Here is a 17,157-nt window from a genome sequence, read left to right on the forward strand (position 1 = left end):
AATAAAAAAAGCCCCGATCAATGATCAGGGCTTTTTAGAATCTTGGCTCTCCCACCTGGGCTCGAACCAGGGACCTGCGGATTAACAGTCCGTCGCTCTACCGACTGAGCTATGGGAGAATAGTAGATTGGCTCTCCAACCTGGGCTCGAACCAGGGACCTGCGGATTAACAGTCCGTCGCTCTACCGACTGAGCTATTGGAGAATCTGATGCGCATTTTAGGCATGAAAAGCAGATGCGTCAACAATAATAGTAAATAAAATTAATCGTTTGCTTGATTAATAATCTTTTTGGTACATAGATAAGAAAATCTGTACAAAAAATACTTAATTTACTTAAAAATTAATCAGTTATTGTGCAGATCCTTAAATTTAGCAAGTGCCTCAATTCGATACTGAATCAGCATTTCACCAATTTCAGGACCAGTCACATGTTCAGGTAAATCCTGTGCACGAATATTTCTGACAATTTGCATTGCATCTAACATGAATTGTGCTTGTGGATATGGGCGTTGCTCTAAGCCTAAACGACCTTTAGCATCACACTCACAAGCTTGTACAAAGGCTTGTACCTTTTCTGGACGGCGAAGTACATCTAAGCGTTGCAAAAGGCGCCATAGAGTGCCAGGTTTTAGATTTTTCACTTGATGGCATTTTAAATGCTCTTTGCAAACGATCAATGCCAGACTTTTTAAATGTGTAGGTACTTTTAAACGATCACAGAGATCTGTCACAGGCTTTATACCACGTTCTTCATGCATGATATGGCGTGGCAGTTCATCTACAGGGGTGAGTGCCTTGCCAAGATCATGCACAAGCACAGCAAAACGCACATCAAGCGCATATTTAGCTAAACAGGCTTGTTTGAGTGCCATGAGGGTGTGAATACCACAATCAATCTCAGGATGATATTCAGGGCGTTGTGGGACACCAAATAGCGCATCAATCTCAGGAAATAAGATTTTTAAGGCATCACATTCTTTAAGTGTTTCAAAGTAAACATCTGCATGATCTTCTAGCAATGCACGAGAGGTCTCTTTCCAGACGCGTTCAGGAGTTAATGCATCAAGCTCACCTGATTGGGCAATTTTTTGCATTAATTGTAGTGTTTCATCTGCTATTTTAAAGCCGTAGCTTGCATAACGAGCTGCAAAACGAGCTACACGGAGTACGCGTAGAGGGTCTTCGGTAAATGCATCAGATACATGGCGTAGAATTTTTTGATCTAAATCTTGTTGCCCACCATAGGGGTCATAAACAGTACCTGCATCATCCATCGCCATTGCATTAATGGTTAAATCACGACGAATCAGATCTTCTTCTAATTTCACTGTGGTATCGGTAAAAAATTGAAAACCGTGATAACCGACACCAGATTTACGCTCTGTACGAGCAAGTGCGTACTCTTCTTTTGTTTTTGGATGTAAAAATACAGGAAAATCTTTACCAACAGGTTGATAACCTTCAGCCAATAGTTGCTCGGGCGTTGCTCCAACCACCACATAATCTTTTTCGTGATAGGGATGGCCGAGTAAATGATCTCGAACTGCACCGCCTACTAAATAAACTTGCATGAAAAAACCTCTATTCTTCACACAATCATGCTACAGAATAGAGGTTTTCTCAAGCGTTAAGCGAAGCTTTTCAATAAAAGCAGGGCTTGAGTGAACTTAGTTTTGACCTTGCTGAATTTCGGCAACCGTTAATGCTGTCATATTCACCAAACGACGAGTTGTCGCTGTAGGTGTAAGAATATGAACAGGTTTTGCAGCACCCAATAAAATAGGACCTATGGTCACATTATTACCAGAAGTTGCTTTTAACAAATTGAATGAAATATTGGCTGAATCTAGGTTCGGCATAATCAACAAGTTAGCTGAACCTTTGAAGCGTGAGTTCGGGAATGCAAAATGACGAATATTTTCATCTAATGCTGCATCACCATGCATTTCACCCTCAACTTCTAACTCAGGTGCCTGTTCTGAAAGTAGACGATAAACTTCGCGCATTTTTTGAGCGCTTGCATCCGTTTGGTCGCTACCGAAGCTTGAGTGAGAAAGCAGAGCCACGCGTGGTGTAATACCGAAACGGCGCACTTCTTCAGCCGCTAAAATGGTCATTTCAGCCAGTTGAGCCGCTGTTGGATTGGTATTTACATAAGTATCAGCAATAAATAAATTGCGATCTTCAAGCATCAATGCATTTAGCGTAAAGAACGTGCTGCGACCTTCTTTTAAGCCAATTACGTTTTTGACGAAATCTAAGTGAATGTCATAGCTTGAGTAAGTACCACACAACATACCATCAGCTTTGCCAAATTTAACCAACATTGCCGCGATAAGTGTAGAACGGCGACGTGCTTCACGTTGCGCATATTCAACCGTCACACCTTTGCGTTGCATGATTTGATGGTATTCTTTCCAAAAATCATCGTACGAAGGATTCTTCTCCTGATCGACGATTTCAATGTTCACACCATGTTGCAAGCGTAAACCTAACTTTCTGATATTGTCTTCAATCACGGCAGTACGACCAATCAGAATTGGTTTCGCTAAGCCTTCATCTACCACAATCTGAACAGCACGTAATACACGTTGATCTTCACCTTCAGCATACGCGATACGTTTTGGATCTGTTTTCGCTTGTGAGAAGATTGGTTTCATCAAGAATGCTGAGTTATAAACAAACTCAGAAAGACGTTGACGATATGCAGAAAAATCCTCAATCGGGCGTGTTGCTACGCCAGAGTCCATTGCAGCTTTCGCTACGGCAGGCGCGATTTCTAAAATCAAACGTTGATCAAGTGGGCGAGGGATTAAATAGTCACGACCAAATGAAGCTGATTTTTCACCATAGGTTGCAGCATCTGCTTCAACATGTGCCATGCGTGCAATTGCATGTACACAAGCAATCTTCATTTCTTCATTAATGGTGGTCGCACCAACATCCAATGCACCACGGAAGATGTAAGGGAAGCAAAGTGCGTTGTTCACTTGGTTTGGATAGTCTGAACGTCCTGTTGCCATGATTGCATCTGGACGAACTTCGTGTGCATGTTCAGGTAAAATCTCAGGATCTGGGTTTGCAAGTGCAAAAATAATTGGATTTTCAGCCATTTCCTTAACCATTTCTTTGGTTAAGATACCTGCTGCTGAAAGACCCAAGAACATGTCTGCGCCAGCCATCACTTCATGCAATTGTGTTGCTTGAATGTCTTGCACATAACGTTTTTTCGATTCATCCAATCCTTCACGTGAAGTAGTGAGTAGACCACGTGAGTCAGCAACAACGATATTGGCTTTATTGACACCTAAAGCACAAAGTAAGTCTAAGCATGAAAGTGCTGCTGCACCTGCACCAGACGCTACAATTTTAATTTCATCAATTTTTTTATTCACCAGTTGCAAGGCATTGAGCAATGCTGAACCGACGATAATACTGGTCCCATGTTGGTCATCATGGAACACAGGAATTTTCATACGTTCGCGAAGTTTCTTCTCGATGTAGAAACATTCTGGTGCTTTGATATCTTCTAAGTTGATGCCACCAAAAGTCGGCTCTAGTGCAGCAACGATATCAACGATCTTGTCTGGATCATTTTCATCAATTTCGATATCAAATACATCAACACCAGCGAACTTTTTGAACAGAACGCCTTTACCTTCCATCACGGGTTTAGACGCGAGTGGACCAATATTTCCCAAACCAAGCACGGCTGTACCATTACTCACGACAGCAACCAGATTACCGCGCGCTGTATATTTTGCAGCGGCAGAAGGGTCACGTTCGATTTCCAAACATGGCGCAGCAACACCAGGTGAGTAGGCAAGCGCTAAATCTCGTTGGTTAACGAGCTGCTTGCTAGGTGTCACACTGATTTTTCCTGGGGTTGGAAATTCATGGTAATACAAAGCGGCTTGTTTTAAAGATTGATCGTCCATCTGAGTCTCATTTGTTCCGATAATAATCAGACATCTAGCTGTCTAATTACGATATTAAGATAAGTGCACAAGAATATAGCACTAGTTCATGCTTTCGCACAGTCAAAAAAGCTTATTTTCACTGAACCACATGCATATTGACAGTTGCTATTCAGTGAAAAATAAACAGTAAAAAAGGTTAAAATTCACGTTTAAATGGAATATCTTGCGGTTGACTGCTGCTTTTGTTTTTGCAGGTATTCTGTTGCATGAGTTGATGTCAGCGGTTGTGAAAATAAGTAACCCTGTAATATGTCGCAATTTTGTCGTTTTAAATACTCATATTGCTGTTCTGTCTCAACACCTTCAGCCACAACTTTTAAGCCAATGGTTTTGCCCATGGCAATCATGGCATTAACGATCGCATCTTGTTTTGCATTACCAATTTTCGAGATAAAAGCACGATCAATTTTTAAAATGTCAATTGGATATTCGGTGAGGTAAGCAAGAGAAGAGTAGCCTGTACCGAAGTCATCCAGTGCGATCGAAATCTGGCGTTCTTTAATGGCATTCAACACCGTTTTGACACTGTCGGTATTTTCGATAAAGGCAGATTCAGTAATTTCCAATTCCAGATTTTTGCCTGAGATCTCGTAAGTATTTAATACAGCATCAATATCATGCAACAGTTGGCCGCGTAAAATTTGCTGTGCCACGATGTTGACTGCGATATTGATATTGTTAAAACCAAGTTTTTGCCATGTTTGCAGTTGCTTTGCCGCTTCATGCAAAACTAGTTGTCCAATATCAGAAATCAGGCTGGTACTTTCCGCTAAAGGAATGAAAATGTTTGGCATGATCAGCCCCTTGGTTGGATGCTTCCAACGGATTAGGGCTTCAAAACCATTAATTTGATGATTATGCGCATTAATCTTTGGCTGATAGTATACAACTAGCTCGTTATTCTGAATGGCTTTTCTCAGATCGAGCTCTAAATCTGTATATTTGGCAACAAAATTTGCTCTTTCATTGGAATAGTAGCGAATGGTATTCCCACCTAAGCGTTTGGCCTCAGTCAGTGCTTGTTCAGCATGAGTATTTAAGTTGTCAACTTGGCGTCCATGTTCTGGATATATAGCGACACCAATCGAAATACTGACGAAGTATTCTTGATCTGCAAGGTAAAATGGTTTGCTAAAGGCTTCAACGATATTATTGCACAGTTGATGAATCGGTGGATGTAGTGGCGAAATTTCATAGATAATCGCAAAATCATCAGCGCTTAAGTGTGCGACCAATAAGGCATCAATATTACTAATGCGCAGACGTTGTGCCACTTGTTTCAACAGCTCATTACCTGCTTGATTGCTAATAATTTCATTCAGGGCACGGAAACGGTCTATATTTAAACGAATGACAGCTAAATGTTGGATCGATGCTTCATTGACTAAATACTGGTGCAATTGCTGCTGATAATAAAACCGGTTGGGTAGATCGGTAAGCGTATCGTAATTGGTCAGATAAGAAAGGCGTTGCTCTTGATGTTTACGTTCGGTTTGATCTGAAACAATCCCAATATAATTGATAACACGCTCTTGTTCATCTTTCACAGCATTGATATGAATCCATAAAAAACAAGATTTTTCAGAACTATAGGTTTCTTGAAATTCACCTTCATATTCCTGTTCTTCACGTAGGGTATCGAGAATCGATAAATGAAAATTATGATGATGTTGCTTATTTTGCTTGGTAATTTCAAATAACTGTTTATCGATGATGGCCTGTTTATCCATTCCTGTCAGCTGTTCATATTTAGGATTGACTTCAACATAGTTAAAGTTTTCATCTAAAATAAAAATACCTTCTGAGGCTTGCTCAAATACGCTGGCAGCAAGTTTTAAGCGCTCTTGATCTTTCTTTTCCTGATTAATATCGCGATGGATACCTACCATGCGTAAAGGGGTGTCATCTTTTGGATCTCTTAAAATTACCTGTCCAACATCGTGAATCCAAGTCCATTCACCATTATGGCGTTTAATTCTAAATGTTTCTTCGTAACGTTTGGTTTGACCACATAAATGATTATATAAGGTATTTTTTACTCGTTCGATATCATCAGGATGAATGATTTTATGCAACAGAGTGTAATGGTTTTCAGAATGGCGGGTAACGGCCTGACTATGTGCATTGGTCACACCAACGGTATGATTTTCAAGATTCCAGTCCCAAGGGCGGATACCAGCAGTTTCGTGAGCAAAGCTTAAGTTTTGACGATGCTCTTCTAAGCTTTCATTCATTTGTGTGAGATCAAACGTACGCTCACGAACTTTTTGTTCCAACAGGTGGTTGTTGAATTGTAGTTGCGCTTCAATATCTTTGGACTTATTTACTTCGCGTTGTAGTTGCTGACACAGTTCTTCAGTCCATTGGTTATGCTGCTCAGCCACGTCAATCAGTTGTTTATTTTTATCTAAAACCAAGGCCAAGCGTTTATGAATTTTATAGGTCACTTGCGCGCAGAGTACGGTGGCAAAAAATGAGGAATAATAAGCCAGATAGAACAGGGTATGGTCGTGGTCTCGATGCAAAAGCTGTGAGATGATTAAGGGGGCAATACTTGGGATAAAAAATAAGAAAAAGTAGCGAATATGTTGGGTTAAAAACGTCAGTGCAATGATATGGGAAGCAGTGAGCAATAAAGCCGTGAGGGTTAGCACATGCGACCCAATCAAATGCGGGATATCGACTGACAAATAATGATTGATGACAATGGTATTTACCCCAATCAGCAAGCCAGTAAAGAAACAGATCAGTTGGAAAATGATATTGGTCTGGTTGCTATAACGAACTGAGGAATAACGTTTTAATAAGAAATGACAAATACAGGTAAAACTGAACAAAAGGATGAGGGTGATACTCATCCATGTTGTAAAAATGTTGGATTCAAAAGAGTAAAAAATACCAAATAGCGCATAATCTAACAGACAAATACAAAATACGCTTAAGACGAATAAACGTACGTGATTTGGATAATCAATTTGGTCTGTATAGATAAACTGTGGCAAATTTTTGTCCTGAACCCCTAACATACAAAGAATAATCCTTTTAATTTTTTATCTATATTCACAGTCTTTGTTTTTTTGTAAACAGACGGAGCTTAATTTAAATTAGCGCTAAACATCACAGAAAGCAATGCCAAGTACTTAGCTCAATGAGAAGTGATAATTTAAAATTGACAAGGCAACGACAGGAGCGGTTTCAGTTCTTAAAACACGATCACCAATGCACCAGTTTTTAAATTGATGTTGATTAGCCAAGTGAATCTCAGCTTCACTCAAGCCACCTTCTGGGCCAATCAATAGTGCAATATCTGGTGAACTGTCGAGTAAGACATTGTCTTGGTCTTTGTTTGGAGCCAGTACAAAGCGCGAATGTGGTAATTCGGAATTCAGCCATTCAGTTAAGCTGATTGGTGGCAAAACTTGAGGAACACGGTTCATGCCACATTGCTCACAAGCGGCTATGGCGACTGATTGCCAATGATCTATTTTCTTCTGATCACGATCGTACTTTAAACGCATTTCACAACGTTCACTGGTGAGCAGTTGAATGCTCGCCACTCCCAATTCAGTGGCTTTCTGAATCGCATAATCCATGCGATCACCTTTACTCATCACCTGACCCAACACAACACGGAATGGTGCGGTACGATCGGCTGGATCAAACTGGTCTACAGAAACAAAGGCATTTTTCTTGTTGATTTCTATCAGGGTAACGACATATTCACCACCTTTTCCATTGAAAAAGATGGCTTGTTCTTGCTCTTTTGCACGCAGTACACGGACCCAATGGTGAAATACCGATTCAGTTAATTCAATGGTATTGCCAGTGTTTAATTCAGTTTCGATATAAAAACGATTCATGCTTGGGTCGTGCTCGTACAAATTAGTTTAAACCAAGATCGACAACAAGTTGTCGAGTCGGTTCGGTTTGGTTCATTGAATAAAAGTGTAGGGTAGGTGCACCACCAACAATCAAGCGTTCGCAAAGTTTTACAATCACTTCGTGACCAAATGCTTTGATACTTGCACTGTCATCGCCATACGCTGCGAGTTGCTTACGGATCCAACGTGGAATTTCTGCACCTGTACCATCTGCAAAGCGGATCAAGTTGCTTGCATTGGTGATCGGCATAATACCTGGTGCAACTGGAATATTCACGCCAGCTTTGGCAATGCGCTCAATAAAGTAGAAATAAGCATCTGGATTGAAGAAAAATTGAGTAATGCCTGCATTCGCGCCTGCATTTACTTTTTCAACAAAACGTTGAATGTCACCATCAAAAGTCTCAGCTTGAGGATGCATTTCAGGATATGCGGCAACTTCAATGTGGAAGTGATCGCCTGAATGCTCACGAATAAAGCGGACTAAGTCCTGTGCATAAGGCAGCTCACCTAGGCCGACCTGACCTGAAGGCAAATCGCCACGTAAAGCGACAATACGATCAATCCCTTGAGATTTATATAAATCTAAGAGTTCAGCAATACGTGCTTTGTCATCACCAATACATGAGAGGTGAGGCGCAACTGGTGTACCTTTGCCGTTAAAGTCACTAATCGCAGCTAAAGTACGTTCACGTGTCGAACCACCCGCACCATAGGTAATCGAGAAAAATTCTGGATTTAATAATTGTAATTCTTGATGAACAAGTTTTAATTTTTCCGCGCCCGCATCTGTTTTAGGTGGGAAAAATTCAAAAGAAATAGGAACACGCTTTGTCATTTCAAATCCTTTTTAAAATCGCTTGGAAATTTTAGAAAAAAGGGCAGTCCGTAAAACGTCTGCCCTGATTTTCTTAATATTTATAAGCGTCAGATTTGAACGGACCTTCAACAGGAACGCCAAGGTAATCTGCTTGTACTTGCGTTAATTGGGTTAATACACCGCCAAAACCAAGAACCATTGCAGCAGCTACTTCCTCATCTAATTTCTTAGGAAGTACTTCTACACGAATTGCAGCTTGTTTTTGCTCAGCAGGTAAGTCAGCAAATTTTTCAGCAAATAAATGCATTTGACCTAAGACTTGGTTTGCAAATGAACCATCCATCACACGTGAAGGGTGACCTGTTGCATTACCTAAGTTCACTAAGCGACCTTCAGAAAGAAGAATTAAGTAGTTGTTTTCATCTTCTGAACGATACACTTGGTGGACTTGAGGCTTCACTTCAACCCACTTATAACCACGGAGGTATGCAGTGTCGATTTCTGTATCGAAGTGACCGATGTTACACACTACAGCACCCGCTTTTAAGCTATCTAACATTGCAGAGTCACACACATGGTAGTTACCAGTTGTGGTCACAACAAGATCAGTATTGCCCAATAAGTCTTGGTTAATGTCTTCTTTTTTGCCAGTTTGTACGCCATTTTTATATGGAGATACAACTTCATATCCATCCATACATGCTTGCATTGCACAAATTGGATCAACTTCAGTTACACGAACGATCATGCCTTCTTGACGTAAAGACTGCGCAGAACCTTTACCTACGTCACCATAACCGATTACAAGTGCACGACGACCAGAAAGTAACATGTCAGTCGCACGTTTGATGGCATCGTTTAATGAGTGACGGCAACCGTATTTATTGTCATTTTTTGATTTCGTGATTGAATCATTCACGTTGATCGCTGGTACTTTAAGCGAACCATCTTTCCACATTTCTAATAGGCGTTGTACACCTGTAGTAGTTTCTTCAGTAATACCGTGGATACGCTCTAAAAGTGCAGGGTATTTGTCATGAACAAGTGCAGTTAAGTCGCCGCCATCGTCCAAGATCATGTTGGCATCCCAAGGCTGACCATTGACATTGATCTGCTGCTCTAAACACCATACATATTCTTCTTCAGTTTCACCTTTCCAAGCGAATACAGGAACACCGCTTGCAGCAATGGCAGCAGCAGCATGGTCTTGAGTAGAGAAGATGTTGCAAGAGGTCCAACGTACTTCTGCGCCAAGCTCAACCAATGTTTCAATAAGAACAGCTGTTTGGATTGTCATGTGAATACAACCCAAAATTTTAGCACCAGCAAGTGGTTTAGCAGCTGAATAACGCTTACGTAAGCCGATCAAAGCTGGCATTTCTGCTTCAGCAAGTTTGATCTCTTTACGACCGTAGTCAGCAAGGGAAATATCAGCAACTTTATAATCTGTAAATGAAGCATTCACCGCGTTCATCAGGATCTCCTAGAAAAAATAGTATGGATCATTCTGTTCGCGGATGCCGTTGTTGGTTAAAACGAATGTCTAACCGATCGTCGAGCCTGGCAAATTGATCTTTAGTGCCGATCAATTGTCGCAGCATCCCTCGACTGGGCATAATGATACTTGGAAATTGAGTTGGTTCCAATGAAAATTTGTACGAAATGGTTAGAAAATGAGGGATTAAATAGAAGGGGAGAAATGTTTAAATATTGATTCTTAGCAATCAGGATTCCAAATCCCTTTGAAACCCTGAACGATCAGAAAATTTGTCATTATGCTTTTAAATGATCTTCGAATTCTTCGCCAAGCTGCATTGCTAAAGCATTACCAGATAAGTCACATGTGACTAGACCATATTCTTTTTTAAAGCTGAATGTAAAACCACGGTTATCTGTCAGATTTTTAACTGAATAGCCTAATTTTTCTAACCAAATACGGAAAGCCAATACGTTTTTTGCTTTAACAACTCTGTTTTTCATGACAGATCTCCTTGTGAACATGTAAATATTAATAAGGGTCGGTTAAATTTTTTTAAAGGGGGATTGCATAGATTTATTTTTCCACATGTAAGTAATGTAAATTTAGCGTAATTTTTATAGAGAGAAACTTATCTGCTGTTTGTTTATATTTTTGATTTTGTTTGATTATTTAATTCTGATATTTTAAAAAATAAACTCCTTTTTTTTATAAATGGCGCAGGATAAATGTAAAAAATAATTTCATTTTCCACTTTTAACAAAAATGGAAAATGAATCGTTTAAATTTAATGCGTTTATTTAGAACTGGTCTTTCAAACTGCGGATACGTGCAAAATCTTCAGCACTTTCTGTACGTAAAAAGGGGTTGGTTTCAAGTTCTAATTCAATGGTACTTGGCAGGGTGATTTGATCTGCTGCTCTTAGAGCTTTGACCTGCTCTAACCGCTGCTGTAATGCCATATTGTCTGGTTCAACGGTGAGGGCAAATTCTGCATTGGCAAGGGTATATTCATGCGTGCAATATACTTTAGTTTGAATAGGTAAGGCAGCCAGTCGATTTAAAGAGTGATACATTTGTTCGGCAGTGCCTTCAAACAATCGACCACAGCCCATTGCAAATAAGGTGTCACCACTAAACAGCGTCTCTAGTTTTTCAATGAAATAAGTAATATGCCCTAGGGTGTGACCTGGCGTCGCAATAATTTCAACGTTTAGATCATTGAAATGAAAGTGATCATCATTTTGTAATGGGTTGGAGATCAGGGAAATTTTACTCAATTCATCGCGTGGACCGTAGACCATTATATTCTGATCGGCGAGTAAACCTTCAACTCCACCTGTATGATCTTTATGCCAATGGGTCAACCAAATTTGCTTCAGTTGCAATTGGTGTTGCTGGCAAAACTCAATGACTAAGCTGGCTTCTGTTGGATCGATCGCAACAACTTCTTGTGTATCTGTATCTTCCAATAACCAAATATAGTTTTTTAAGGCATTTTTTACGTCAATTGCATGAATCTTATAATGCATAGCCGAATCCTAAATCTTTGTTTCATGTGGTTATTGCGGATTGGGTACTCATAGTGAGTGCCTGTTTCTAGTGTAAGTGTAAATGCAATCTAGTGCAAAAGTCGTGTTGATTAGGAGCGCGGCTTAATGACTTTTTAGGGCATATTTTGACAGCAAAGTTCAGTCGATATCTTTATCGTTGACAAGTACCATATTTTCAATGAAGATGAAGTGAATATTAGATAAGTTAATGATTTATATTCATCTTTATTTATATAGAAACACTTAATTAAAGCTAAACAATATCAATAATTAGATTTAATAAGAGAAATACAGATTCTTTGCAATGGGTGATAAGTGATAAATCAGAAGAATAAGAGAGGGAATTATGTCTGAAATGATCGATCATGAAGTGGTCATTATTTTTAAAAAATATTTATATCCACTCTCTGCCAAGCTTACTGAAATGTTGAATGAGCATTTTAGCCATCAAACTGAAAGACGGGGCTGTGGCTATACGCAAGCGACACGTGTTATTGCGGAGTTTATTTCTCAAGTTCGAGATCCAGTTGGGTTTCAGGATTTACGCATTTTTGAAGAATATGAAACCAAAGCTTTACGTAATATTCTTAATCAAAGCTCATCTTATGGCTTAGAGTTAGAGACGTGGCGAAATTTAGATATCAATTTAGACGTTCAAAAGTGCTTGCAGCGTTTAAATCCAGAAGAGAGCTTTGCGCAGAGCTTACAGCAGCAAGTCGATTTTCAAGCCACACTCAGAAACATTCATCAATATACCCAACTCGAAGAAAGCAAATTGATTTGCCAGTTACTGACTGACATTATCCTGCCTCAAGATGCAAGAAGTCTTGAAATGATTGAGTGTCAGGCCTTAGAGGAAAAACCTAAAGTCGGTTCTTGTCCGATGGCTGAGAAATTCTTTTTGCGTATTGCACATCATCGTTTATTAAGGCAGGGCGAAATCAATATTTTTGTCGATACACAGCAGCAACCAATCATGATGGAAAAACTGAACATGGGGGATAATCATTCCTGTATCAGTCTGGTGCCTTTGATGATGAATGGGGTGCGTTTACCTGCGGGTAGTTTATTTTCAGCCAGTTATGACATTGAGCAACTCGCTAAGCATAAAAATAAGCAATATAAAGGCTACGTGATTCCAAGTGCTGAGATGAATGGCTTTTGGTTTTTACGCTTGACCACTTTGGCCGTGTCTCCTGAAAATCGTGCACGTGCCTTTGGTTATCATTTTAAACAACAGATCGATAATGGATTATTTAGACCTGATACAACCGAATTGAGCCAACTCATGGATATTGCCCAAGATCAAATTTATGTAGGACATCCATGCTAAAAGCTTGTTACTCTCCACGCTATTATGCGCAAACGCATACCAATAGTATGGAAAAACTGACTGCTGTCGCGGATGTGTTACGTGCTCAGCAGATGGTTGAACTGATAGACCCTGGTAGTATTGATGTTGAACTGTTAAAGAAATTACACAATCCACAGTATGTTGAAGCATTTTTGTCAGGACAGTCTGCATTTGCAACGATACAAGGGTTTAAGCCGTGGAATGAACAGCTTCGTGATGCAATTCTGGCAGTACAGGCAGGGCAATTGGTCGGGGCGGAAATTGCCTTGAAAGAAGGTATTGCTGCCAATATTGCCCAAGGCTTTCATCATGCCAGTTATGAATCCGGTGCTGCCTATTGTACGTTCAATGGCTTGGCCTTGGTGGCAAAGCAATATCCAGAAAAACGGATCTTTGTTTTGGATTGTGATCAGCATGGCGGTGATGGGACTGCGATTTTCACCAATCGTATGACTAATTTGCTGAACTTTGGGATTTTTGGCATTCGTTTCGGTTGTAAGGCTGGTGATCGCAGTCTGACGCGTTATATTCATCCCAAACAAGGCAATTTTGATTTATATCGTGAGGCGATTTTTGAAGCTTTTCAATATGCCTCCCGTTGGGAGACGGATCTGATGATTTATCAGGCGGGGATGGACTGCCATCAGCATGATAAATATGGTTCAAAGTGGTTTAGCACTGAATTGTTATTCGAGCGTGATCGCATTGTCTTTGAAATGGCCAAGAAAATGAAAATCCCAATGTTGTTTGTGTTGGCAGGTGGCTATCAAGTACTGGATGATTTGGTACCTTTGCATGTAAATACCTTTAAGGCAGCGAATGAAATCTATTTTCCCTAGTAAAAGAGCAAGACATAAAAAAACGCTCAATTGAGCGTTTTTTATGAAGCAGTTGATTAGCGTAATTTAGCCAACCAATCGCCTAGCATTTGCACGAACTGCACCAGTAGCAATAACACGATCACGGTTAAAATCACCACACTGGTGTCAAAACGTTGGTAACCATAAGAAATCGCCAAGTCACCAATACCACCCGCACCAACAGCACCCGCCATCGCTGTCGCACCGATGAGCGAGATCGTACCTGTGGTTAAATTCAGAATCAGAGAGCTACGTGCTTCAGGGATAATAAATTTAAAGATAATTTGCCAAGGCGAAGCACCCATTGCCTGAGCGGATTCGACAATGCCTTCATTCACTTCAAGTAACGAAGTTTCAATTAAACGACCTAAATATGGGCCGACATAAATGGTTAAGGGTACAATCGCTGCCCATGTTCCAATTGATGTACCTACCAATATTTTGGTTAATGGGATCACAGCAATTAAAAGGATAATGAAGGGAAGGGAGCGTAAGGCATTTACAATCGGATTGAGAAAATAATAAATCGCACGATTTTGTAAGATACCACCTGTACGGGTAACCACTAAGGTAATGCCTTGGATTAAGCCCCAAATGCAGCCAAATAGCAAAGAGAAGAACACCATTTGAAAGGTTTCTTGTAGCGCTGTAACAAACTGGTCAATTGAAAGCGAGCTATGCCAAAATGGTGCTGTGACTTGAGTCAGCCATTGTACAATTAAATCTCTCATTGGCTAACCACTCCAGACTGTTCAACTTTCACACCTTGAAGCTCAAGGAACTTTACCGTTTCTTGGATCATAAGCGGGTCGCCCAGCAGTTGGATAAACATTTGTCCAATCACTGTGCCATTAATTTCGGTCATGTTGGCAAATAGGATATTTAAACTGATATCAAACTGCTTAATCGCTGCCTGAATCACAGTTTCTTGTGCCGATGTACCCAAAAACTGCAGGCTATAAATACTATTATGGTGTTTGTGCTCAAGATTATTCAGAATATTGATCGGCAACTGCTGTTGCAAAACGGTTTGAATAAAGGTTTTAGTGGTTGGGTGTTGAGGCTGACTAAAAATATCTAATGTTGGGCCTGTTTCAATCACATGACCGGCTTCCATCACCGCAACATAATCACAAACGGATTCAATCACATCCATTTCATGGGTCACCATCACAATGGTGATATTTTGTTCTTGGTTAATCTTTTTTAATAAAGCCAAAACTGATTTGGTGGTTTGTGGATCAAGTGCTGAGGTGGCTTCATCGCAGAGTAAGATCTTTGGATGATTTGCCAATGCACGAGCAATCCCGACACGTTGTTTTTGCCCGCCTGAAAGTTCGTCAGGGTAGGCATCTTTTTTATGTTTTAAATCAATAAAATCTAAGAGTTCAACTAGTCGTTTTTCACGCTCAGCTTTGCTATGACCTAATAGCTTAAGTGGCATTTCAATATTTTCAGACACAGTTTTGGTTTGAAGTAAATTGAAGTGCTGAAAGATCATGCCGATATTTGCACGTTCTTGACGAAGTGTGCGTGCATCCATTGCAGTAAAGTCTTTTTGATTAATGATGACTTGTCCCTGAGTTGGGCGCTCAAGTAAATTAATCAAACGGATAAGTGTACTTTTACCTGCACCACTATAGCCGATAATGCCAAAGATACTACCGTCAGGGATCTCTAAATTGATCTGATCCAACGCATTGATCGTTTGACCTTTCAACTGATAGTGTTTCGAAATGTTTTTAAATTGGATCATGTTCGTCAATACTATGGCAGAAAAGAAAAAACAGGCAAAATCACTTTGCCTGTTTTATTTGAGGGTATTATATTACGAATTCGCTTCAGTGAGGTAGCTCGTTGGTTTGTTTACGTCAACTTTAGTACCTGCAAAATGTTCTTGAACATATTGCTTGACTGCTTCAGTGTGGTAAAGCGCGCCAACCTTTTGTAACACAGGATCATCTTTACGAGATTCAGCCGTTGCCAAAACGTTTACATTTAACTTGGTACTTTGGTCGATTGGCTCATAGAAAACCGCATCTTTAAGTACGTTTAAACCGCCTTCCATCGCAAGTGTATTACCCAATAAAATCGCATCAACTTCGTCTTTAACACGAACTGCCGTTGCCATTTGAATTGGTTTGATCACGATTTTCTTGCTGTTTTCGATAATGTCAGCAGGGGTGCCTTTCACAGGATCAAAGTCAGCTTTTAACTTGATCAAGCCAGCACTTTGTAAAAGTAATAAAGCACGTGATTCGTTTGCACCATCATTTGGAATGGCAATAGTTGCACCTTCAGCAAACTCTTCAACCTTTTTCACTTTACTTGAGTAGATCCCCATAGGCTCTAAATAAGTGGTTGAAACAGGTGCAATCTTGTCTTTATTTGCAGCATTGAATGCAACAAGGTAAGCATAAGATTGGAATGCATTCAAATCGACTTCTTTATTTGCTGCAGCGGTATTCATTGCAACATAATCAGTGAAGTTTTTAATTTCAAGTTTAACGCCAGCAGCTTTGGTTTCAGGCAAAGTTGCAATATAACGCCAGATATCAGCATCTGAACCAGTAGAAGCAATTACAACAGTTTGTAATGCAGCAGCATCACCTTTTTGTTCGGTCGATGCAGTATCAGGTTGTTTACTGCATGCCGCAAGTAATACAACAGATACACTTAAAAAAAGACTAATCAGCTTTTTCATGTATAAATCCTAATCGGAATAATGTCGAGAAAATCAGCATTTCTCTAGCATTAATGATTGCAATAGGTTTGTATGTTGTAAATTGGCATCGGCCTCAAACAATCATGTCAATTATTCTTGAAGTTTGAACTAGAGTCCTTTCCACAACACTAGAAAAATGAATGAATATTCATGTGCCCACTCTGTATGCCAGAAATGAAAAAAAATGAATAACACACCCTATTTTCTAATCAAATTTGGATTTAGCTGCAATTTGTTTTGTTAGATTAAATATTCTAATCATTTGAAAATAATGAAAAAGAATATGAAGTTAACATAAAAACAACATCTAAAATTGCGGCAATCATATCAACAATTGAGTATGGGTTATAGGGGGAAGGATTGTACTATTGCGTATAAGAGACTGATTATTTGAAGAAAATTATGTTCCAAGTAAATATAAATGGATGATAGTTTTATGAATTTTTCAAAATATATAAAAATATGCATCAATTAAATAATAAATATATATTTTTCTGAATTTTAT

General features: G+C 39.7%; 13 protein-coding genes and 2 tRNA genes. 2 read left to right on the forward strand and 13 right to left on the reverse strand.

Features of this window, described 5'->3' with window-relative positions; translation table 11 throughout:
* Positions 1-43 precede the first annotated feature (43 nt).
* From NDN11_RS06250 to gloB, 10 genes are all read right to left on the reverse strand, one after another.
* Positions 44-119 (reverse strand) — tRNA-Asn (locus tag NDN11_RS06250).
* Positions 120-128: 9 nt separating this feature from the next.
* Positions 129-204 (reverse strand) — tRNA-Asn (locus NDN11_RS06255).
* Between the two features lie 142 nt (positions 205-346).
* Positions 347-1,573, reverse strand: coding sequence for a multifunctional CCA addition/repair protein (locus NDN11_RS06260; RefSeq protein ID WP_167248277.1), 1,227 nt, complete (start codon positions 1,571-1,573; stop codon positions 347-349).
* 96 nt (positions 1,574-1,669) lie between these two features.
* Positions 1,670-3,940 carry an NADP-dependent malic enzyme gene (locus tag NDN11_RS06265; protein WP_167248278.1) on the reverse strand — a complete coding sequence of 757 codons (2,271 nt, stop codon included), beginning with the start codon at positions 3,938-3,940 and terminating at the stop codon, positions 1,670-1,672.
* Between the two features lie 191 nt (positions 3,941-4,131).
* Positions 4,132-7,008, reverse strand: a complete 2,877-nt coding sequence (locus NDN11_RS06270) for a bifunctional diguanylate cyclase/phosphodiesterase (RefSeq protein ID WP_251111107.1) — start codon at positions 7,006-7,008, stop codon at positions 4,132-4,134.
* Positions 7,009-7,122: 114 nt separating this feature from the next.
* On the reverse strand, positions 7,123-7,842 hold the full coding sequence (locus tag NDN11_RS06275; protein ID WP_251111108.1) for a 16S rRNA (uracil(1498)-N(3))-methyltransferase: 720 nt from the start codon (positions 7,840-7,842) through the stop codon (positions 7,123-7,125).
* Between the two features lie 22 nt (positions 7,843-7,864).
* Positions 7,865-8,701, reverse strand: coding sequence for a methylenetetrahydrofolate reductase [NAD(P)H] (gene metF / locus NDN11_RS06280; protein ID WP_251111109.1), 837 nt, complete (start codon positions 8,699-8,701; stop codon positions 7,865-7,867).
* Between the two features lie 73 nt (positions 8,702-8,774).
* Entirely contained in the window at positions 8,775-10,157 is a 1,383-nt protein-coding gene (gene ahcY, locus NDN11_RS06285; RefSeq protein ID WP_005189859.1) for an adenosylhomocysteinase, read from the reverse strand.
* Between the two features lie 299 nt (positions 10,158-10,456).
* Positions 10,457-10,663: a hypothetical protein gene (locus tag NDN11_RS06290; RefSeq protein WP_004654498.1), complete on the reverse strand. Its 207-nt coding sequence runs from the start codon at positions 10,661-10,663 to the stop codon at positions 10,457-10,459.
* Positions 10,664-10,960: 297 nt separating this feature from the next.
* On the reverse strand, positions 10,961-11,692 hold the full coding sequence (gloB, locus tag NDN11_RS06295) for a hydroxyacylglutathione hydrolase (protein ID WP_167248283.1): 732 nt from the start codon (positions 11,690-11,692) through the stop codon (positions 10,961-10,963).
* Positions 11,693-12,059: 367 nt separating this feature from the next.
* Here gloB and NDN11_RS06300 point away from each other — a divergent pair, with 367 nt between their 5' ends.
* The gene (locus NDN11_RS06300; protein WP_251111110.1) at positions 12,060-13,046 is read left to right on the forward strand and encodes a hypothetical protein; all 987 of its coding nucleotides are present in this window, start codon (positions 12,060-12,062) and stop codon (positions 13,044-13,046) included.
* Positions 13,040-13,906 (forward strand): arginase family protein, encoded by an 867-nt coding sequence (locus NDN11_RS06305; RefSeq protein ID WP_251111111.1) that lies wholly within the window; start codon positions 13,040-13,042, stop codon positions 13,904-13,906. Before NDN11_RS06300 ends, NDN11_RS06305 begins: the two co-directional genes overlap by 7 nt.
* Positions 13,907-13,962: 56 nt before the next feature.
* Here NDN11_RS06305 and NDN11_RS06310 read toward each other — a convergent pair whose 3' ends face one another.
* The 3 genes from NDN11_RS06310 to NDN11_RS06320 all read right to left on the reverse strand — a co-directional run bounded on the left by NDN11_RS06310 (position 13,963) and on the right by NDN11_RS06320 (position 16,631).
* On the reverse strand, positions 13,963-14,658 hold the full coding sequence (locus tag NDN11_RS06310) for a methionine ABC transporter permease (RefSeq protein WP_167248287.1): 696 nt from the start codon (positions 14,656-14,658) through the stop codon (positions 13,963-13,965).
* Complete coding sequence (locus NDN11_RS06315; protein ID WP_167248288.1) at positions 14,655-15,683, reverse strand: methionine ABC transporter ATP-binding protein; 1,029 nt, start codon at positions 15,681-15,683, stop codon at positions 14,655-14,657. Before NDN11_RS06315 ends, NDN11_RS06310 begins: the two co-directional genes overlap by 4 nt.
* Positions 15,684-15,755: 72 nt before the next feature.
* Positions 15,756-16,631 carry a MetQ/NlpA family ABC transporter substrate-binding protein gene (locus tag NDN11_RS06320; RefSeq protein ID WP_167248289.1) on the reverse strand — a complete coding sequence of 292 codons (876 nt, stop codon included), beginning with the start codon at positions 16,629-16,631 and terminating at the stop codon, positions 15,756-15,758.
* Between the last annotated feature and the right edge of the window lie 526 nt (positions 16,632-17,157).

Origin of the sequence: Acinetobacter sp. C26M, assembly GCF_023702675.1 — a bacterium.
GTDB lineage: Bacteria > Pseudomonadota > Gammaproteobacteria > Pseudomonadales > Moraxellaceae > Acinetobacter.